The organism is Deinococcus sp. AJ005 (genome assembly GCF_009017495.1).
Classification (GTDB): domain Bacteria; phylum Deinococcota; class Deinococci; order Deinococcales; family Deinococcaceae; genus Deinococcus.
The window spans coordinates 546895-566622 of record NZ_CP044990.1; the positions used below are offsets into that span (position 1 = coordinate 546895).

19 protein-coding genes are annotated in these 19728 nt (G+C 66.9%); 9 read left to right on the plus strand and 10 right to left on the minus strand.

All coding sequences use genetic code 11. From position 1 onward, the window contains the following. Nucleotides 1–22: 22 nt before the first annotated feature. Nucleotides 23–970, minus strand: a complete 948-nt coding sequence (locus tag DAAJ005_RS04660) for a LysR family transcriptional regulator (protein WP_151846098.1) — start codon at nucleotides 968–970, stop codon at nucleotides 23–25. Between the two features lie 130 nt (nucleotides 971–1100). Here DAAJ005_RS04660 and DAAJ005_RS04665 point away from each other — a divergent pair, with 130 nt between their 5' ends. Next, the gene (locus tag DAAJ005_RS04665; RefSeq protein ID WP_151846099.1) at nucleotides 1101–1400 is read left to right on the plus strand and encodes a hypothetical protein; all 300 of its coding nucleotides are present in this window, start codon (nucleotides 1101–1103) and stop codon (nucleotides 1398–1400) included. A 153-nt stretch (nucleotides 1401–1553) separates the two neighbouring features. Here the strand turns inward: DAAJ005_RS04665 and DAAJ005_RS04670 are convergent, their stop codons facing one another. Further along, complete coding sequence (locus tag DAAJ005_RS04670) at nucleotides 1554–2462, minus strand: transglutaminase family protein (RefSeq protein ID WP_151846100.1); 909 nt, start codon at nucleotides 2460–2462, stop codon at nucleotides 1554–1556. 98 nt (nucleotides 2463–2560) lie between these two features. Here DAAJ005_RS04670 and DAAJ005_RS04675 point away from each other — a divergent pair, with 98 nt between their 5' ends. Continuing rightward, nucleotides 2561–4621, plus strand: coding sequence for a thioredoxin domain-containing protein (locus DAAJ005_RS04675; RefSeq protein ID WP_151846101.1), 2061 nt, complete (start codon nucleotides 2561–2563; stop codon nucleotides 4619–4621). On the opposite strand, the gene DAAJ005_RS04680 is transcribed toward DAAJ005_RS04675, so the two are convergent. From DAAJ005_RS04680 to DAAJ005_RS04690, 3 genes are read right to left on the minus strand one after another with little or no spacing between them, the layout of a single operon-like run. After that, entirely contained in the window at nucleotides 4618–5655 is a 1038-nt protein-coding gene (locus DAAJ005_RS04680) for a PIG-L deacetylase family protein (protein WP_226342571.1), read from the minus strand. The genes DAAJ005_RS04675 and DAAJ005_RS04680 overlap by 4 nt on opposite strands. A gap of 9 nt (nucleotides 5656–5664) precedes the next feature. Next, the gene (rpiA, locus tag DAAJ005_RS04685; protein WP_192930867.1) at nucleotides 5665–6363 is read right to left on the minus strand and encodes a ribose 5-phosphate isomerase A; all 699 of its coding nucleotides are present in this window, start codon (nucleotides 6361–6363) and stop codon (nucleotides 5665–5667) included. Beyond that, a complete protein-coding gene (locus tag DAAJ005_RS04690; RefSeq protein ID WP_151846102.1) occupies nucleotides 6356–6862 on the minus strand; it encodes a peroxiredoxin in 507 nt (168 codons plus the stop codon). The genes rpiA and DAAJ005_RS04690 overlap by 8 nt, the downstream gene beginning before the upstream one ends. A 174-nt stretch (nucleotides 6863–7036) precedes the next feature. Between DAAJ005_RS04690 and deoC the strand changes: the two genes are divergently transcribed. The 5 genes from deoC (at nucleotide 7037) to DAAJ005_RS04715 (ending at nucleotide 11887) form a co-directional block, all read left to right on the plus strand. Further along, nucleotides 7037–7699: a deoxyribose-phosphate aldolase gene (gene deoC / locus DAAJ005_RS04695; RefSeq protein ID WP_151846103.1), complete on the plus strand. Its 663-nt coding sequence runs from the start codon at nucleotides 7037–7039 to the stop codon at nucleotides 7697–7699. Then, nucleotides 7699–8307 (plus strand): Maf family nucleotide pyrophosphatase, encoded by a 609-nt coding sequence (locus DAAJ005_RS04700; protein WP_151846104.1) that lies wholly within the window; start codon nucleotides 7699–7701, stop codon nucleotides 8305–8307. The genes deoC and DAAJ005_RS04700 overlap by 1 nt, the downstream gene beginning before the upstream one ends. Continuing rightward, a complete protein-coding gene (mreC, locus tag DAAJ005_RS04705) occupies nucleotides 8304–9086 on the plus strand; it encodes a rod shape-determining protein MreC (RefSeq protein ID WP_151846105.1) in 783 nt (260 codons plus the stop codon). Before DAAJ005_RS04700 ends, mreC begins: the two co-directional genes overlap by 4 nt. A 49-nt stretch (nucleotides 9087–9135) precedes the next feature. Beyond that, nucleotides 9136–9732: a Rod shape-determining protein MreD gene (locus tag DAAJ005_RS04710; RefSeq protein ID WP_226342572.1), complete on the plus strand. Its 597-nt coding sequence runs from the start codon at nucleotides 9136–9138 to the stop codon at nucleotides 9730–9732. Between the two features lie 64 nt (nucleotides 9733–9796). Further along, nucleotides 9797–11887 carry a penicillin-binding protein 2 gene (locus tag DAAJ005_RS04715; protein WP_151846106.1) on the plus strand — a complete coding sequence of 697 codons (2091 nt, stop codon included), beginning with the start codon at nucleotides 9797–9799 and terminating at the stop codon, nucleotides 11885–11887. A 36-nt stretch (nucleotides 11888–11923) separates the two neighbouring features. On the opposite strand, the gene DAAJ005_RS04720 is transcribed toward DAAJ005_RS04715, so the two are convergent. Beyond that, complete coding sequence (locus DAAJ005_RS04720) at nucleotides 11924–12238, minus strand: metal-sensitive transcriptional regulator (RefSeq protein ID WP_151846107.1); 315 nt, start codon at nucleotides 12236–12238, stop codon at nucleotides 11924–11926. Between the two features lie 71 nt (nucleotides 12239–12309). Between DAAJ005_RS04720 and DAAJ005_RS04725 the strand changes: the two genes are divergently transcribed. Further along, nucleotides 12310–13677: a rhodanese-like domain-containing protein gene (locus DAAJ005_RS04725; protein WP_151846108.1), complete on the plus strand. Its 1368-nt coding sequence runs from the start codon at nucleotides 12310–12312 to the stop codon at nucleotides 13675–13677. A gap of 9 nt (nucleotides 13678–13686) precedes the next feature. Here DAAJ005_RS04725 and DAAJ005_RS04730 read toward each other — a convergent pair whose 3' ends face one another. From DAAJ005_RS04730 to DAAJ005_RS04740, 3 genes are all read right to left on the minus strand, one after another. Then, the gene (locus DAAJ005_RS04730; protein ID WP_151846109.1) at nucleotides 13687–15123 is read right to left on the minus strand and encodes a mercuric reductase; all 1437 of its coding nucleotides are present in this window, start codon (nucleotides 15121–15123) and stop codon (nucleotides 13687–13689) included. A gap of 185 nt (nucleotides 15124–15308) precedes the next feature. Beyond that, nucleotides 15309–16235: a PEGA domain-containing protein gene (locus DAAJ005_RS04735; protein WP_151846110.1), complete on the minus strand. Its 927-nt coding sequence runs from the start codon at nucleotides 16233–16235 to the stop codon at nucleotides 15309–15311. A 98-nt stretch (nucleotides 16236–16333) separates the two neighbouring features. After that, nucleotides 16334–16840, minus strand: coding sequence for a hypothetical protein (locus DAAJ005_RS04740; protein ID WP_226342573.1), 507 nt, complete (start codon nucleotides 16838–16840; stop codon nucleotides 16334–16336). A 97-nt stretch (nucleotides 16841–16937) separates the two neighbouring features. Between DAAJ005_RS04740 and DAAJ005_RS04745 the strand changes: the two genes are divergently transcribed. Then, nucleotides 16938–18713 carry a PQQ-binding-like beta-propeller repeat protein gene (locus DAAJ005_RS04745; protein ID WP_151846111.1) on the plus strand — a complete coding sequence of 592 codons (1776 nt, stop codon included), beginning with the start codon at nucleotides 16938–16940 and terminating at the stop codon, nucleotides 18711–18713. Nucleotides 18714–18845: 132 nt separating this feature from the next. Here DAAJ005_RS04745 and DAAJ005_RS04750 read toward each other — a convergent pair whose 3' ends face one another. Continuing rightward, nucleotides 18846–19679, minus strand: a complete 834-nt coding sequence (locus DAAJ005_RS04750; RefSeq protein WP_151846112.1) for an IclR family transcriptional regulator — start codon at nucleotides 19677–19679, stop codon at nucleotides 18846–18848. Nucleotides 19680–19728: the final 49 nt, after the last annotated feature.

Genomic DNA, 19728 nt, shown 5'->3' on the forward strand with positions numbered 1-19728 from the left:
AGGAGGCAGAGGAACGGGTTAATCAATGCCAGACGTGTGACCTGGGATTCGTGAGCTGATCTGCGGGCACTGTCCCCAGCGACTCCACCAGCGCCGCCGTGAAGGCCCGGATCAGTGGCAATCCGGCCCGGTGCGGCAGTGCGGCCACCACCAGAGGGCGGGTCAGCGGTTCGGGCAGGGGCAGGGTGACCAGTCCGTCTGGCACGGGCAGCAGCGCCAGCCTGGGCATCAACGTGATGCCCAGACCGTGGCGCACCATGCCCAGCGTCACACTGTCCTGCTCGAAGGTGGTGGCCCCGGAGGTGTTGACGCCCAGGCGGCCCAGATATGTCTCGATGCGCTGGAAACATGCGTCCCCCCTGGGGGAGAGCAGCAGCGGCGAATCCACCAGTTCCTGCACTGTCACCGGCTGCGTGCCACGCGACGCCGGGGCGATGAACAGGTAGTCGTCCAGGAGCAGCGGTGTCAGGCGCAGGTCTGCCGCCGAGTCGCCCTCGATCAGGGCCAGGTCGGCCTGCCCGCCCCGGACCAGATGTTCCCCGGTCCCGGCCCGGTCCCCGTCCAGCAGCCTGACCGTCACCGCCGGGTGCTGCTGCCGGAAGGCCACCAGCACGGGCGGCAGCAGGTGCGTGGCTGCCGAGCGGAAAGAAGAAACCCGCAACATGCCCGACAGTTCGCCGTCGTCCTGCGCGGCCAGCAGCACATCTCCGGCGGCCTGCACGGCGGTGCGGGCGTGGGTCACGGCGCGCAGTCCGGCAGGGGTGGGCACGGTGCCTCTGGCGCTGCGGCGCAGCAGCGGACGGTTCGTCAGGTCTTCCAGTTTGCCCACCGCCTCGCTCAGCGACGACTGCGAGACGTTCAGTTCCGCTGCCGCCTCTCCAAAGCCGCCCGCATCCACCACGGCAATCAGCGCCCGGAGCTGCGCCAGCGTGGGCTGCGCGTGCGTGGATGGGGACTTGGACCGGGTCATGTTTCATTGTAGTCCACGGGTCAGTTCCCGCCCCTTATCGGGAAAACCGATGCCCCATACCTTTCCTGTGGCGCGGAACCGATGTCCAAAAATGGCGGCAAGGAGCAGGCTGGGTGCAGGAGAACCAGACATGACACTCAACACCCATTCCGCGCCCACCTTCCGCCACTCCCAGACGCACGCTCCCCAGCCCACGCGTCCGGCCACCCCGTCCAGCGTCCTGCTGCTGGAAGCGGTCATGCCCGTGGCAGAACAGACCCTGCCCACCCTGCCCGGCTGGGAACTGCACATGTGGCCCGTGGCGCGGCTGGGCGACGTGACCCTGGAAGCGCGGCCCCTGCGCCCTGAACTCGGCCCGGATGACCTGCGTGCTGCCCTCCAGAACGTGGGCTGGACACCGCTGGGACGCATGTGGGCGCAGCGCAATTGAGTCTGGAAGCCTTGGTCCCGACTGGCCCTCTCCACCGGAGAGGGCTTTTTCATTGATCCTCCGCGTGGCGGTGAGCCTCCCAGCTATCCCCTCCAGTCGGCAAAGAACGCGGGACGCAGCTTTCTTCACTGCGTCCCGCGTTTTATCCCTGGCCTAGAAAATCCGGGGATTCGGTTCGATGTCCAGCGTGTTCTCAAAGTCCGTCTCGTCGGCCCAGACCTTCATGTGGGTCAGGGTGGCGCTGCCGAAGGTGGTGGAAAAGGCCACGTCGCTGGCGTCGCGGCCCTGCGCAATCAGCACGCGGCCCGCACGCGGTTTGTTGTGGCGGGCGTCGAAGGTGCGCCACTGGCCGTCCAGGTACGCCTCGAACCACGCGTGGAAGTCCATCGGCACGGGGTCCGGCACGATGTCGATGTCGGGCATGTAGCCGCAGACGTAGCGGGCGGGGATGTTCAGCGCCCGGCAGAAGGCCACGCCCATGTGGGCAAAATCCCGGCAGACGGCCTTGCGGCTGTCCAGCGCCTGTTTGGCTGTGGTGGAGCTGTTGGAGCCATAGCCGTAGGCGCACTCGTCGAACAGAAAGTCGCTGATGGCCTGCACCTGCGCCCAGCCCCCGGCGATATGCCCGAAACGGTCCCACGCCTCGGCGCTGATCAGATCGCTGTCCACGTAACGGCTGGGCAGCAGGTACTGGATGGTTTCGTCGGGCAGGTTCTCCACCATCATCTTTTTCAGGTGCGGCAGCACGGGGTCCGCATTGCGCGTGATCTCCGCGATCAGGTCGTGCCCGATGGTGAAGGTGCCCGGCTGTGCCACCGTGCGCCAGACGGTGTTGCCGTGGCTGTCTACGTAGGTATGGATACCTGAAGCAGCGCCCAGGGGCCGCGAGTCGATGATGCGTTGGCGGGTGCCGGTGGCGTCCAGGCGGTCACCAGGCTGCACCACGAAGAGCATGGGGGTGGGGTACGGCACTTCGAAAGTTAATGAGAACCCGGCCCGCACCCGGACGGGGCGGTCAAAGGCGGTTTCCTCTGCGGTGGGAGTGCTGTTGGCCTGTGTCATTCACCGTAGTCTGAGGCTTTTTTGAAAGTCGAATGTGTGAAGTCTACGCAGTGGGGCGCAAATCCCGCAGATGCCCGGGGCGCGTTAGCCTGAGCGGCATGAACCGCCTTGCCACCGAATCCAGCCCCTATCTGCGCCAGCACGCCGACAACCCGGTGGACTGGCAGCCCTGGGGCGCAGAAGCCTTCGCCGAGGCGCGTGAGCGGGGTGTGCCGCTGCTGCTGTCGGTGGGCTATTCCACCTGCCACTGGTGCCACGTCATGGCCCACGAGAGCTTTGAGGACACGGCGACGGCGGCCTTCATGAATGAGCATTTTGTGAACGTGAAGGTGGACCGTGAAGAACGCCCCGACGTGGACGCCGTGTATATGGCCGCCACCCAGGCCATGACCGGGCAGGGCGGCTGGCCCATGACCGTCTTCCTGACCCCCGAGGCCGAGCCGTTCTACGCCGGGACCTATTTTCCGCCGCGCGACGGTCAGGGCATGCCCAGTTTCATGCGGGTGATGACCAGCGTGGTTAATGCCTGGACTGGGGACCGCGACAAGATAGTCGCCAATGCCCAGGCCCTTAGCGCCCACGTCCGCGAGGCCAGCCAGCCGCGCCCGGCGGAGGGAGACCTGCCCGCCGACTTTCTGGAACGGGGAGTCTCCAACATGCGCCGGGTGTACGACGCCGTACAGGGCGGCTTCGGCGGCGCGCCCAAGTTCCCCGCGCCCACCACCCTCGATTTCCTGCTCACCCGCGCCGATGGCCGCAGCATGGCGCTGAATACCCTGCGCCAGATGGGCCACGGCGGCATCTCCGATCAACTGGGCGGCGGCTTTCACCGCTACAGCGTGGACGCCGGGTGGCGCGTGCCGCACTTCGAGAAGATGCTGTACGACAATGCCCAACTGGCCCGCACGTTGCTGCGCGCGTATGGGGTCAGCGGCGACGCCGAATTCGCCCGGCTGGCCCGCGAAACCCTGGCGTATCTGGAACGCGAGATGCTGCACGAGGGCGGGGGCTTTTACAGCGCGCAGGACGCCGATACGAACGGCGTGGAGGGCCTGACCTTCACCTGGACTCCCGATGAGGTCCGTACCGTGCTGGGCGAGGGTGAGGATGCCACGCTGGCGATGCAGAACCTGGGCATCAGCGACGAGGGCAACTTCCTGGACCCCCACCGCCCCGAATTTGGGCGGCGTTCGGTGCCGTTCGTGGCGACTTCGGTGGCCGATCTGGCCGCCCTGCACGGCGACAGCGAGGAACGCATCGGCATGCGCCTGGAAGGCTTGAAAAACCGGCTGCACGCTGCCCGCCAGACCCGCGATCAGCCCGGCACCGACGACAAGGTCCTGACCTCCTGGAATGGCCTGGCGCTGGCCGCTTTCGCGGACGCGGCGCGCATCTTGCAAGAGCCGCACTATTTAGAGATCGCTCGCCGCAACGCCGACTTTATCCATACCGAATTGCGCCTGCCCGACGGCACGTTGCGCCACACCTGGGGCGGCGGTCAGGCGAAGGTGGAGGGGCTACTGGAAGACCATGCGCTGTACGGTCTGGGCCTCGTCTCACTCTTCCAGGCGGGCGGCGACATCGCCCATCTGGAATGGGCGCGTGAGCTATGGGACATCGTTCGGCGCGATTTCTGGAACGAGGAGGCGGGTGTGTTCATGGCCTCTGGCGGACGGGCGGAGACCTTGCTGACCCGGCAGGCTCCCGGTTTCGACAGTGCGGTTTTAAGCGACAACGCGGCGGCGGCGCTGCTGGCGCTGTGGATGGACCGCTATTTCGCCCTGCTTGGCGCGGAGGAACTGGCCCGCCGCACCGTCCAGAGTTTCCGCACCGACATGCTGGCCGCCAGTGGGGGCTTCGGTGGGTTGTGGCAGGCGGCGGCGTTTCTGGCCGCCCCGCATTCCGAAGTCGCCATCATTGGCACGCCGGAAGAAAGGCGGGCGATGGAAGCGGTGGCTGCCGGGATTTCGTTGCCCTTCACGGCGCTGGCGTTCACGGAGGCGGGTGGGGACTTGCCCGTCTTACAGAACCGTCCGGGTGGCGGGCTGGGGTATGTCTGCCGCAACCGGAGCTGTGAGTTGCCCACACGGGATGCGGCGCAGTTCAGGCGGCAACTGGAGGAACTGGCGAACCAGACCTCCGCCCAGAACTCGGTCTAGAAGCCGCCGTAGCCGCCGTCTTCCTCCTCGCTCTTCGTGCCGTCGCTGGGATTGCCCGTTTCTTGCAAAGTAATCAGCTCGTTCTGGCGCACAAAGGCTTCCATGAAGCGGCGCATGACCATCATCTGGGTGCGGTGGGCTTTCAGGGCGTTCAGTTTCTGGTCCTCGTCCTGCTGGCTCAGATCGGCGCGCTGCCAGGGCAGGTGAAAGCCGCGCGGCGAGATCAGCAGCGGAAACCCCTCGTGCAGCCCCTTGGGCACCGGCCATTCCAGCCCGCCGTGAACGATCCAGTAGCGGGCGCGCGAGGTCCAGCCGCGCTGTTTCAGCAGTTGCTGCGTGAATAGGCTGGTGGCGATGTGGTCTTTGTGAAAGTCGCTGGTGGACGGAAGCAGCACCACATCGGGTTTGACCCTGTCCAGGACGCTGCCCAGATCGCGGCGCAGGTTGGCCGCTTTGTAGACCGTGCCGGGTGACAGGGCGCGCTCGTAGGGAACGCGCAGCGCCCCCGTGTGCGGCGAACGCACCGGACCAGGACTGTTCCACATCCTCAGCAGCGCTCCGTCCGGGTAGCCCAGAAAGGTGATGTGGCTGGCGGGCACGCCCAGCGCGGCGGCGGCGGCGGCGGCCTCGTCCATGCGGCGGCGGCCCAGTTTCTCGGTGGCCACCAGACGCGGGCGGAAGGTGCGGTCCAGCAAAGCGCCGTCCAGCTCGAAGCCGTCGCCGCTGGTGACCCACACGATGTACACCTGCGCCCCGGCCCGCACCGCCCCGGCGATCATGCCGCCGCAGCACAAACTTTCGTCGTCCGGGTGCGGACTGACCATCAGCACGGTCTGTCCGGCGCGGATGGGCGGCAGTTCGGGCAGGGCGCGCACAGCGGAGACGGCGCGTGGGTACAGCACCACCAGCGCCGAACCCGCGTTGATGGCGTAGGCCAGCGCGAGTGCGATCAGCAGCAGCGCGCCCAGCACCCAGTCGCGGGGGCGACTGCCGAAGCGCCGCCGCCCCATGCCCCGTCCGATCAGCTGCCGCATGGTTCCAGCTTAGCGGCTCAGTTCCCTGACTCCGTCCGGCGAGGCCACGAAGGCCCGCTCGGCCATGCCCAGGAACAGGCCGGTCTCCACCACACCCAGCGTGCCCTTGAGTTGCCGTTCCAGCGCGGCGATATCACCGCCCACCGCCAGTTGCGCGTCGTAGATGTAATTGCCGTTGTCGGTCACGTAGGGCTGTGCGCCGGGTTGCCGCAGCCTTCCGCCGGGAACGATCTGCCGCAGCCGCTCGATGGTACTCAGGAAGCCGAAGCGGGCAATTTCGATGGGCAGCGGAGATTTTTCGCCAATCTGCTCAACGATCTTGCTGTGGTCCGCGATGATGATCAGCCGCCGCGCCTGCACCTCGGTCAGCTTCTCGCGCAGCAGTGCGCCGCCCAGCCCCTTGATCAGATCGAGGTTGGGGGCGATCTCGTCCGCGCCGTCGATGGCGATGTCCAGCGGGCGGGGATCGAGGGCTTCCACGGTGATGCCCACCTCGCGGGCCAGAAGGTCGCTCGCCTCGCTGGTGGCCACCCCCACGATGCCCGTCAATTCCCCGTTCTGCACCCTGCGCCCGATTTCCTCGATGGCGTATTTGGCGGTGCTGCCCGTGCCCAGGCCCACGCGCATCCCGCTCTCGATCAGGGCGACGGCACGCAAGGCCGCCTCCTTCTTCAGCGGCTCCAGGTCCACCGTGCGGGGGTCAGGCATTCTTGCTCTGGTCCTTTTCAATCGCCGCCGCCACCGCGTCCGCGTGGCCGTCCACCGATACGGCCAGCCAGCTTTTCACCAGTTTGCCGTCCGGGCCGATCAGAAAGGTCTGGCGCTTGATGCCCTCGGTGACCTTGCCGTACATGTTCTTGGGGCCGTAGGAGCCGATGCTTTTCAGATACGCGGCGTCCGGGTCACTGAGCAGCGGAAAGGGGAGGCTGTGCTTCTCGGCAAACTGGGTGTGGCTGCTCGCGTCGTCCGCGCTGACGCCCACGATGGCCGCGCCCAGCGCTTTAAGCGGCGCGCTGTCACGGAAATCGCACGCCTCTTTGGTGCAGCCGGGGGTGTCGTCCTTGGGGTACACGTACAGCACCAGATACTTGCCTGCGTAGTCGTTCAGGCCGTGCGACTGGCCGGAGGCGTCGTCGAGGGTGAAAGCCGGGAAGGGCTGGCCAGATTGAGGAACGCCGGATTGAGGGACGGAAGCGGAGTCTGTCATGCGCCCAGGGTAACGCGGGGGCGGTTCCGACTGCGCCCGATGGCTGGACGCCGGGTTCTCTCGGCCTGTTTCGGAGGGGATGGGTAATTCTCTCTGCTTCCCCGCAGGCGCAGCGCCCCGCCGATTGCCACCGTTTCCCGCACTTCTCAGCCCCATCACTCGTATGCTGGGGGGGTGAAGCTCGCTCCCTACATTGACCACACCCTGCTGAAAGCCACCGCGACACCCGCCGACATCACCAGGTTGTGCCAGGAGGCCCGTGCCAACGCCTTCTACGCCGTGTGCGTCAATCCGGTGTACGTGGCCCAGGCCCGCGTCGAGCTGGAAGGCAGCGCCGTGAAAATCGCCACCGTCTGCGGCTTTCCACTGGGAGCCGTCACCTCCGGCCAGAAGGCCGTGGAGGCCCGCCTGAGCGTGGAGGAGGGCGCGGACGAGGTGGACATGGTCATCCACATCGGCGCGGCGCTGGCCGGGGACTGGGACACCGTACAGGCCGATGTGAAGGCGGTGCGGCAGGCCATCCCTGACCACGTTCTGAAGGTGATTATCGAAACCTGTTACCTGAACGACGAGCAGAAGCGCGGCGCGACGGAAGCGGCTGTGCAGGGCGGTGCGGATTTCGTCAAGACCAGCACCGGCTTCGGCACCGGCGGCGCGATGTTGGAGGATGTGAAGCTGATGCGCGACGTGATCGCGGGCCGTGCCAAGATCAAGGCGGCGGGCGGGGTTCGCAGCGCGGAGGACGCCCACGCCATGATCGAGGCCGGGGCAGACCGTCTGGGCACGTCGGGCGGCGTGGCCCTGATGGCAGGCGAGCAGAGCGGCGAGGGCTATTGATGGCAGCTCAATTCCCTGAAGTTGTCCTCGCATCTGGCAGCCCAAGACGGCGCGAACTGCTGACCCTGTTGGGCGTGGAATTCCGCGTGCAGGTCAGCGGCGAGGACGAGGACAGCTTGGAGACGGACCCGCATAAGTTGGCTGCCGAACTGGCTGCCCTCAAGGGCCGCAGTGTGGCTGCCCTCAACCCAAAGGCACTGGTGATCGCCGCCGATACGGTGGTGGCCGTGGACGGTGTGCTGCTCGCCAAGCCCGCCGACGCCGCTGAGAACGCCGACTTCCTGCGCCAGCTCTCGGGCCGCACGCATCAGGTCTTCACCGGGGTTTCTGTATTCATGGGCGGCAACGAGCGCACAGAAGTGGGCCGCACCGACGTCACCTTCCGTACCCTGAATGATGCCGAGATGGAGTTCTACTCCCAGTCCGGTGAGGGGCTGGACAAGGCGGGCGGCTACGGCGTACAGGGGCTGGGGCAGGCGCTGGTGTCGCGCATCGAGGGCGAATTCTCCAACGTGGTGGGCTTTCCGATGTCGGTGGTCATCGGGCTGCTGCGCGCTCATGGCGTCCCCGTCTGGGGCGCGCTGGCACAGGAGGCTGCTCCGGCGTGACGGGCGCGCGTCCGTTGTCGCTGGTCTTTGCTGGGCTGCTGCTGCTGAGCATGGTCCTGACCCGCTTTCAGGTGGTGCCGCCCACGGCGCTGCGTTCGTTCACCGCGCCCGTGTCGCAGGTGGGCATCGTGGTGGCCAACAACCTGCGCCGCGCCGTGACCACGGTGACCCAGCAACGTGACCTGCGCGCCGAGGTGACCCGGTTGCAACAGCAAAACGACGTGCTGCGCCAGCGCAACGAGCTGCTGACCCGCGAGGCCAGCCGCCTGAAACAACTGGACATCATCACCCGCACACAGGCCCCGAACGCGGTGGGCATCGCGCAGGTGATCGCGGTGGACCCCAGCCCGCTGCTGTCACGCCTGACCCTCAACCGGGGCACGCGCGACGGCGTGCGGGTGCGGATGCCAGTCACGGTGCCAGGGGGGCTGGTGGGGCAGATCACTGGGGTCAGCGCGCGGCAGGCCACGGTGGTCTCGCTGGTGGACCCTGAAAGCACCGTGGGCGTGACCTTGCAGGGGGGCGGTGGCGGGCGCGGGCTGGCCCACGGCGTTCCCCCGGACCGCCTGCGCGCCGAATTCTCGCGGGGCGTGCCGATCAAGGCTGGAGACGTGCTGGTGACCTCCAGTCTGGGCGGCGTCTACCCGGTGGGCGTGCGGGTGGGCAAGGTGGAAAGGGTGCTGCCGCTGGGGCCGAACGACGTGAACCGCTCGGTGATCGTCAAGCCCGCCGTGGATCTGGGCGTGGTGGAAGACGTGACTATTCTGGAGGGGCTGTGATGTCTGGAGCGGCTGTGATGTCTGGTCTGAGATGCTGAGTCGGCGCGGATTGGGCAGGCGGACTAGCGGACGCCTGGGCAGCGGTGGCCTGGGCCGGGGTGGTCTCGGCCCCCGCGCCAGCCTGCCGCAACGCGGGCCAGCGCGGGTGCTGCGGGCCGTGGTCTATGTCGCGCTGCTGATCGCCGTGCAGGGTCTGCTGTCACGGCTGGCGGATTCGGCAGGGATCGCTGCCCCGGACCTGTTTCTGCTGACCGCCGTAGCGCTGGCGTGGCGCATGGTTCCGGTGTGGGCTTTGCCAGCCGCCTACGGTGTTGGGCTGGGCCAGGACCTGCTGGGCGGCGGCGTGCTGGGCCTGCATGCGGCGGGGCTGGCCGGGGCCGTGCTGCTGGTGCTGCTGATTCGCCGCTACGTCGCTGATTCCGGCCCGGTGCAGATCGTGCTGAGCGTGATCGTCGCGGTGGCGGGCGAGTGGCTGACCTTTGCGGCGCTGGCGTACTGGCTGCGCTCCGATCTGATCACGGTGAATCTGCTGCTGACCACGATTCCCAGTTTGCTGCTGGGTACACTGCTGGCGTATCCACTCTGGGAATGGGCCGTGAGCTGGGGCATCGGCCCCCGTCCCGGCCCGCAGGAGAAGCTGGCGTGAGGGGAGGAATTGTGGGAAACGCGTTCAAATTGAGGCGAGACCGCTTGGCGGCGGCAGCGTCCCTATGAGCCGCGCCGAGAATCCCCTGCACCGTCCTGACCGGCAGCACGAGCGATTAAAGCGTGAGCGCAAGCGGGCCGCACCGAAGGCCGACAAATCTGGCGGCAGCAAGTCTGAGGCCATCGGCAACGGAGCCGGACGGGTGGGCTGGGTGGCCCTGGCCTTCAGCGTGGGGCTGCTGGGGTTGGGCGCGCGGCTCTATACCTTGCAGGTCACGCAGCACAGCCAGTACGCGGTGCAGTCGGCCAGCAACTTCCAGCGCGACGAGGTCATCCGTGCCCTGCGTGGCGAGATCCGTACCCGCGACGGCGTGCTGCTGGCCACCAACCGCCTGGCCGTCGATCTGGTCTACACCGGGCGCAAGGCGGCTGCGCGCGGCGAGGCCATCCCCGCCTGGGACAAGATCGTCTATCTGGCCGGAATCAAGCCCGACGCCCTCAAGGACGGTAATCCCCGCGAACCGGATTTCAGGAAGGAAACCGAGACTGTCCTGGCCCGCAACGTGTCGCAGGACCGACTGGCCGCCCTGTACGAGTACACCGTCCTGATCCCCAGCCTGGAACTGCGTGAGCGCGTCGAGCGCATCTACCCCGAGGGCAAGATGGCCGCGCACCTGCTGGGTTATGTGCAGGAGGCCAATGACCGTCAGGTGAAGGAGGACGGCTACACCGTGGGCGATCTGGTGGGGCGTTCCGGCCTGGAATACAGTCTGCAAAAGACGCTGGAGGGCAAGAACGGCGTGCTGCGGCGCGAGGTCACGGCGACGGGCCGCCCCCTGACCGAGCGTGTAATCGATCCGGGCCAGCGCGGCCAGGACGTCGTGCTGACCATCGACTCCCGTCTGCAACGCGCTGCCGAGGACGCCCTGCGCGCGGGGCTGGCCGACGTGAACGCGGGCCGCAAGAAGTACGGCAAGCCCCCCGAACCCTTTACGCGCGGGGCGGTCATCGCCATCGACCCGCGCACCAATCAGGTGCTGGCGATGGCCTCCAGCCCGTCCTACGATCCCAACTGGTTCTCACGGGTGCCCAGCCCGGACCCGGCAGCCAAGAACTGGGCGATTGACCCCAACCGCCCGGACGCCGCGCTGGACGCCGTAACCAGCAACCGCGCCGTGCAGGCGTACAACCCCGGCAGCGTCTTCAAGATTGCCACCACGCTCATGTACGTGGAGCGCTGGGGCAATTTCTCGCTGTCCTGCGCGCCCACGTATTACTTCGGGCGGGCGCGCTTCAACAACTGGTCCCACACCAATCTGGGCGTGGTGGACGGGCGTAAGGCGATTGCCTTCTCGTGCAACCCGTGGTACTACGACTCGGCGGTGCGCGCCACGCCGGGGGTGTACTCGCGCCAGCTCAAGTCCCGCCTGACCGAACTGGGCTACAACCGCCCCACGGGTCTGGAAATCGTGGGCGAGAAGACGGGCACGCTCACCGATATCGACGATTACAACACCCCCCAGCACCCGTGGTATCCCGGCTCGGGCCTGAACATGAGTATCGGCCAGGGCGACGTGCTGGTCACGCCCGCGCAACTGATCAAGGTGCTGTCCACCGTCATCAACGAGGGCCAGGAACGCCCGCTGACGGTGATTCAGGCGGAAGGCGGCAAGGCCCCCGTGCGTCCCGCGCCTGACAGCGTGATCCGAAACGGCAACAGGGATGTGTTCAGGTTTGTCAAGGAGGGCATGGACTGGACCGTGGGCATCCGGGGCGGCACGGCCAGCACCAAGCTGGGGGCCAACCTCTTTCCCGTGGTCACGGCGGGCAAGACCGGCACCGCCGAGAACGGCATCAGCGCCCGCCCCGATAAGGGCTACGCCTACACCCACGCATGGTACGAGGGTTACGGCCCGGTGAATGATCCCACCTTTGCGGTGGTGTCCTTTTTCCAGAACGGCGGCGAGGGCTACGACGCCGGGATCAACGCCGTCAAGCGTATGTTTGCCGCGCGCTGGTGCGTTAATCTGGACGAGCGGGCCAGCGCCCTGCCCCTGGACACCCAGCAGCCGTGCATGGGCGAACTGGACCACATGCGCGAGGTCTATAAGGTGCGCGCCGAGCGGGTGGCGGCGGGCGGGGCGGAGCAGCCGTAGGCAAGGGCAGCCGTAACCGGATCAGCCGCCAGAAGACTAACCGCGCAGCAGTTTCACGGCCCGCACCACGTCCTGCGGCGTCACCGTCTCGCCGGGGTGGGCGCGGCAACCCAGCGCGTACTGTTCGAGCATCTGCTCGCCCGCTGCGTCCAGAGCGCTACGGACGCCTGAAATCTGGGTCAGGATGTCGTGGCAGTCGCGTCCTTCCTCGATCATGCGTTGCAGGCCGCGTACCTGGCCCTCGATGCGGCGCAGCCTCTTGAGAATTTTGTGGTCCGTCTCGGTCACGGCGACTGTGGGGAGGCTGGGTTCAGTGATGACGGGCTGGATTTTTGCGGTGGACCGGGTCATGGAACTCCTTTGAATCGCTTGACTTTATACCCCCCATGGGTATAGCGTCAAGTCTCTAAGGGAGGTCCGTCATGTACTTCAAGCGCTTCTACGACACCGATCTGGCGCAGGCGTCCTACCTGCTGGGCTGCCAGAAAACCGGCGAATGTCTGGTCATCAATCCGGTACGCGACATCCAGATTTATCTGGACGAGGCCAGGGCGCAGCGCCTGAGCATCACCCACGTCACCGAAACACACATCCACGCTGATTACCTGAGCGGGAGCCGCGAACTGACCGCTGCGACGGGCGCACGGCTGCTGCTCTCGGCGGAAGGCGGGGCCGACTGGCAGTACGGATTTGACCACCATCCCCTGGACCACGGCGACGTGTTCAAGATCGGCAACATTAAAATCGAGGTCCGGCACACACCCGGCCACACCCCCGAAAGCCTCTCGTTCGTAGTCACGGACCTGCCGCGCGGCGACTTGCCCGTCATGCTGCTGAGCGGCGATTTTGTTTTCGTGGGTGACGTGGGCCGCCCCGATCTGCTGGACGAGGCGGCGGGCGGCACCGACACCCGGTTTGAGGGCGCGCGGCAGATGTTCGCCTCGCTGCGGGATGTGTTTCTGAGCCTGCCGGACCACGTTCAGGTGTGGCCCGCGCACAGCTCTGGCAGCGCGTGTGGCAAGGCGCTGGGCGCGGTTCCGGGGACCACGGTGGGGTACGAGCGGGCGCTGGCGTGGTGGTCCCCCCTCGTCCAGGGCGGCGACGAGCAGGCTTTTACCGATGAACTGCTGAGCGGCCAGCCTGACGCACCCGCGTACTACGCCCGCATGAAGCGGCAGAACAAAGGCGGTCCGGCAGTGTTAGGGATGGTGGAGCCTCTGCCAGAGCTGAGCGTGACCGAAGTTCGTTCACAGCTCAAAGGTGGCGCACGCCTGATCGACACCCGCCCACGTGCCGAGTACCAGCGGGCCGCGCCCACGAACAGCATTCATCTGCCGGAGGGCAACACCCTGGAAACCTGGGCGGGCTGGCTGCTGGACCCGGAGCGCGAGTACGTGCTGCTGGCCCCCGCCGAACGCACCGAGGCGCTGCGCCGCCGCCTGTGGATGGTGGGTGTGGACCGGGTGACCGGCTTTCTTGGGGCTGCCGACGGTCTGCCTGCCGAACCGGCCCAGCCCTTCCCCGCCGCCGAACTGCCCCAGCACGCCGACGCCCTGATTCTGGATGTCCGCAGCAGGAATGAACACGCGCAGGGGGCCATTCCCGGCAGCCGCCAGCTCCACGCGGGCCGCCTGCCCGTTGCTCTGGCTGAGTTGCCGCGTGACCGCGAGATCGTCGTCCACTGCCAGAGTGGAGCGCGCAGCGCCGCCGCCGCCAGCCTGCTGCGCGCCGAGGGCTTTAGCGTGTCCGAACTGGCCGGAGGCTACGAGGCGTGGGCGGCGGCCCAGTAGCTCCTGCTCTCAATCCGTTTTTGCTGTACCCGAGAGCATTTCCGGCTCGCCCATGAACAGGTTGTTGATCGACTCGCACAGCGTCGGGTGGGCCAGCGTGGCGTTGCGGAGGTCCGCGCTACTCAGGCCGCCCATCATGGCCAGTTGCAGGGCGCCCATGACCTCGCCGCCCTCGGAACCCAGCACGGTGGCCCCCAGCAGCAGATCGGTGGCCTCGTCCACCACGCAGCGCATCAGGCCCGCCGTCTCGCCGGTCTCGATGGCGCGGGCCACGCTGGACATGGGCAGGGTGTAAATGCGGGTGGGGCGGCCCAGTGTCCGCGCGCCCTGAAGGTCCAGCCCCACACGCCCCAGTTGCGGATCGGTGAACAGCGTGTACGGCACGGGCCGCTCGCTGATCTCGCGCCCCTTGCCGTGAAGCAGGGCGTCGCGCACGATGCGGTAATCGTCGTAGGAGATGTGGGTGAAGGCGGGCCCGCCCTTGATGTCGCCCAATGCATACACGTTCTCGGCGGCCCGCAGGTGCTGATCCACCACGATCTCGCCGTGTTTTCCCAGCCGCGCGCCCGTCGCCTCCACGTTCAGCCCGTCGGTGTTGGGGGTGCGCCCCACCGCCACCAGCAAATGTGAGCCGCTCAGCGTCTGTGCCTCGCTGCCCTGACGAATCTCCAGCTTGATATCGTCGCCCTCACGCCGGGTTTGAATGGCCTCCGCGCCCAGCAGGAAGGTCACGCCCTCGTCCTCCAGCACCTTTTGCAGCGCGGCGGCCACATCCTCGTCCTCGCGGGGCATCAGGCGCTCGCCGGTTTCTACCACGGTCACGCGGCTGCCCAGGCGGGCGTACAGTTGCGCGAATTCCAGGCTGATGTAGCCGCCGCCCAGGATCAGCAGGTGCGCGGGCAACTCGCGCAGCAGCAGGATGTCGCGGGAGGTCATCGCGCCCACATTCCGCACCCCTGGCAGCTCCGGCCAGCGCGGACTGGCCCCGGCGTTGATGAACACGTAGTCGGCGTTCAGCTCCCGCGTGCCGCCGCCGTTCAGCGTGACCTCCACCTGCCGCACGCCCGTGAACCGCGCCTGACCGTCCAGCAGCTTCACGCCCGCCTTCAGCACGCCTGCGCGGCTGCCCTCGCGGAAGTCCTTGACGATGCCCTGCACGCGGTCCACGATCCCGTTCAGGTCCACCCGCACGTTGTTGGCACTCACGCCCAGCGCCCCGGAGGTGCGGGCCACATGCGCGGCGCGGGCGCTGGCGATCATGGCCTTGGTGGGCGTGCAGCCCTCGTTGACGCAGGTGCCGCCCACATGTTCGCGCTCGATCAGCGTGACCTGCCAGCCCGCCTTGGCCAGTGCCCCGGCCAGCGGTCCGCCCGCCTGCCCCGCGCCGATGACCAGCGCCGTGGTGGCTGGGGAGGAAGGATCGGAAGACTTGTTGCTGTGGGTCATGGAAGCTCCTTGTGGGCCGTTGCGAGGTGATGCCGGACCAGTAGGCTTACGTCAGCGGGCCTGAAAGCGTTCAAAGTGCTTGCATGGGAAGGGCGTGGTGCGTCTGGAATGTTTCCCACCTCACAGGCTGACGTGGCAAAGGCGCAGGGCACTTGCGTCTCCGCGCCAGTCTGATTTTCCCTGGCTCAGCGGACGCTACAGGTAAATTCCGGTGCGGCGCGGCAGACGATATTGGTGTCCTCGTAGGCGTTGACGCGCACCAGCAGGGTTTCGGTGCGGGCGGTGGGGTCCAGCGGCACCACGTTGACATTGATCACGCCGGGGCGCACGCGGACGCGCAGAGGTGTGTTGCCTGCGCCCTGCCCCTCAATCAGCACACTGGCAGGAACGTCGCTGTCCACCCGCAAGCCGCCCGTTTCGCGGTTCAGGCTGGCGCTCACCTGCGTGGTGGCGTCTGGCCGGACGGTCACGCTCTGCGACACGCTGTCGTAGCCGCCCCGCGACACCTCCACCGTGACGCGGCCCTCGGGCACGTCGCGCAGGGTCAGGGGTGTGTTGCCCACCCGGCGGCCATCCACCCGTACCTCCGAGCCGGACGGAGAGGCGCTGACCGCCACGCTGCCAAAGTTGACCACACGGTAGACCGTGGTGGCCACCGTGTAACTTCCGGTGGGCATGGGGGCTGCCACCTGCCCCACCACGCGGGCCACCTCGTCCACGGAACGCGCGCCCGCCGCCGCGCCCAGATCAAGCGGGGCCAGACTGGTCACGGTAAACACCTGTGTGAAGCCGCGCGTGCCCGGCAGTGTAACCAGAATGGGCGTATTCGCCTCTACCGCGCCCACCGGAAAGACCTGTGCGCCGCCGGACTGCGGCACCACCACCGCCGTGACGAAGGCGGGCCGGTCCGTGCGAAGTTGCAGAGCCGATGGACCGGGGAAGCGGTACAGGCCGCCCTCGCCAGTCACGGTCTGCACAGGCGCGGGGGTCAGGGCGGTTTGAACCTGCACCTGGGCATTGGGCTGTGCGCGGAGTGGGGCAGGCACGCAGGCGCCCAGCAGACCGGTCAGGAGCGCCCCCACCGAGAACAGACGAACGACGCGGCGATTCATGGTGACAGGATAGGAGAGAATTTGTCATGTAATTCAGCAGCAGGACACTAAAAAACTGACTCTAGGCGAACCCGGAGTCAGTCTCATTGCCTTTAAAATTAAGGCAGACGCTTCATGATGGACTGGAGGCTGGCGCTGTCGGCCCAGGCCATGCCTTTTTCCACGTACATGCGGGTCATGTCGGTGTCGCCGCGCTGCAGGGCCAGATAGGCCAGCTTGGCGGCGCTCAGGGACGCCCACTGCTTTTCGGTGTCGTTCAGGTCGCCCAGGCGGTCCCAGGCGTTGTAGGCGTTGATCCACCACTGAGTCTTGGTGTAGAGCTGCGCGAGGTACGCGTTGTAGTCGCGGTTGGTGGCTTCCATACTGGCGGCGTAGTACGAGTGGTCCACGGCGGCCTTCCAGAGCGTACGGTCATAGAACGAAACCGGGTAGGCAACGTCGGCCTGCACGGCGAATTCCTGCGCCTTGGCGTAGTTCTCGGACGCGCTCATGGAAGCTGGTCCCATCATCGGCATGGTTTCCATGGTTGCGGGGGCGGGGGTGGTGTCCTGCGCGGCGGCTAGGCCAGTCAACGCGAACGCGGTCAGCATGAGAATTTTCTTCATAACGTCAATCATCTTAGGCCGTACCCTGGCAGGCGTCCACGCCCCTCCCCACCTATTCACCATTGCGTAAAGGCAATGTAAAGGAGCTTACCTTTAGATGAGGAACTTTCTTGACCACCCTGCCCGGAAATCTGCCGTCCTGAGCGCCCGCCTGCTGGCCGTGCTGTGCGCTGCCGCCGTGCTTTATCCTGCCCAGGCACAGACTTCAGCCCCGACTTCAACCACACAGGCCACGCCCACACCCACCCTCTCCGTGCCGCAGTTCAAGCCTCCCAAAGTTGACTGGACCAGAGAATTGCGGGTGATCTCGGGGGTGTCGGTGGCCCCAAACGGTGATCTGGTCTTTATCGGCAGTGATGCGCGCATCCACCGCACCGACGCCGGGGGCACAGAGCTGTGGAATTACGCGGCGGGTGATCTGGGCCGCGCCTACCCGGTCATTACCCCGCAGGGAAACGTGATCGCGGCCAGTTACGACGATTCTCTGTATGCGCTGGACCCGGCAGGCAAACTGCTGTGGAAACTGCGGCTGGACGGCGACATCTTTGCCACGCCTGCGCTGCGTGCCGATGGGAGTGTGATCGCGGCCACGGCGGGCGGCACGGTCCATGCCCTGAGTGCGGAGGGCAAGACCCTGTGGACCTTCAAGGCCGGTGCGCCCGTGTTCAGTAGCCCGGCCATCGCCGCCGATGGGACCATTTATCTGGGCACCCAGGGCAGCCAGCTTCTGGCGCTGACCCCGGAGGGCAAACTGAAATGGAGTTTTCGGGCCGGATCGCTGGTGTTCAGCAGCCCGGCCATCGACGCGGCGGGCAACATCTATTTCGGCTCCAGTGACCGCAAGCTGTATGCGCTGGACCCGGCAGGGGGGCTGCGCTGGACCCGCCAGACCGGCCTGTTCGTGAATGCCAGCCCCATCGTGACCAGCAGCGGGCTGGTGGTGGTGGGCAGTTACGACGGCAAGGTCTACGCGGTGGGAACCGACGGTCAGGACGCCTGGATCTACGCCACCGGTTCGCCTGTGGCGGCCCCCGCCGCCGAACTCAGCGACGGCACAGTGGTGGTGCCGGACTTGAGCGGCACCATTCACGCCATCAGCGCCGGAGGGCAGGCGCTGTGGCAGCTGCGGACGGGCAAGAAGATGGACCTAGGCGTGACCGTCAGCGACGCGGGAACGCTGTACTTCGTCACCGAGGGCGGCGGCCTGAACGCCGTGCGGGGCCTGCGTCCGCTGGCGGTGGGGCCGTGGACCACCTTCCACGCCCTGCCTAGCGCCGTGGGCCGCGCGCCCAGCGCCGGGGAACAGGCTGCTGCTGGCCAGGCCCGCAAGGGGGCTGCCAGCGCCGCACTGACTGCCCTGACGCCGCTTGCGCCTGTGGCTGCCGCACCCACCGCCACCACACCCACGGCCACGCCGCTGCCCGCCCCCGCTCCCACCGCGCAGGTGCCGTCCCCCACCCCCCCAGCCGCGCCTGCCCCCGCTCCAGCCCAGCCCGTGCCGGTGCTGACGCCGCAGCAGCAGGCCCTCGTCGCTGCCGGTGTGGCCCGTGCCGATGGCGGTCAGGTCTACCTGCCGCTGGCCGCCAGTGCCGGGGCGCTGGGCCTGAGCGTGGGCAGCGTGACGCCACGCACCGCCAACCTGCTGGTGGACGGCACCCTGCTGTCCGTGGCCGTGCGGGTCTTTAACAACGTTCCCTTTGTGCCGCTCTCGGCGCTGGCCGGACTGCCCGGTACGGCGGCCCGACTGGTTCTGGCCCCTGCTCCCGCCGTGACCTTGACCCGCGCGGAACAGGACATCACCTTCCCGATCAGTCTGGTGCAACTGGTGCCGCTGCGCGAGAAGCCCGAATTTCCGGGCGTGCTGCCGAAGTAGAGGCTGAGAGCAAAGCCCCCCGAAAGAGGCCCCTGCCGTTGCTGGCGGGTGCCTCTTTTTTCTGTGCTGGAGACAGACAGGATCGAACTCCTGAAGAGAGAATAAGGCTCTGCGTCTTTTCCGCTTTCAAGTTCAGTCGGCCGCCCGGCCCAGCGGCGACAGTTCGCTGCGGTATCCCAGAGCGCGGGACAACTGACGCGCAGCGTTCACCACCAGATGAATAAAGTCACGGCGCTTTGTGGAGTCCAGCCGCATCAGGGGGCCGGCGACGCTCAGCGCCGCAATCACTTGGCCCTGATGGTCGAAGACGGGCGCGGCGATTGAGAAGGTGTCCTCTTCGAGGTCGGCGAGGGCGAGATGGTAGCCGTCGGTCCGAATCCGCTGGAGAATGTCCTCCAGATCATCGGCGTTGCTGACTGTGGTGCCGGTGAACTGGTCCAGACTGGAGTGCAGGACCTTGTGAACCACGTCTTCAGGCGCGTAGGCCAGCAGAACTTTGGGCGTGCCGCCTGCATGCAGCGGCCCGATGCGGCCCACCTGGGCATACATGCGGATGGGCTGGGGAGAGATGCGGACGTCCAGAACCAGCGAGTGTAGCCCTTCCCGAACGACCAGATGAACATTCTCCAGGGTCAGGGCCGCCAACTCGTCCAGAACAGGTGTGGCCGCCCGCGACAGGGACCACTGCTGTTCGGCGCGCTTGCCCAGCAGATACGCGCTGCGTCCCAGGACACTGGCGTGATCCGCGTCCAGATCCACGTAGCCCAGGTGTTCAAGGGTCCGAATGATGCGGAAGACCTTGCTCTTGGTCAAACCAGTCAGTTCGGCCAGTTGCCGGGCTTTCAGACCAGGATGCTCGCCCACGGCCTCCAGCACCTGGAGGGCGGATTCAAGAGCGGTAATGCCGTATTCCGGCTCGGCTGTCTGGGATGGGGTTGCCTGGATGACTTCGCTTGACTTTTTCATGCGCTTCCCACAGACTAGCGGCTTAACCGGATCATTTAGTGAATCGCTG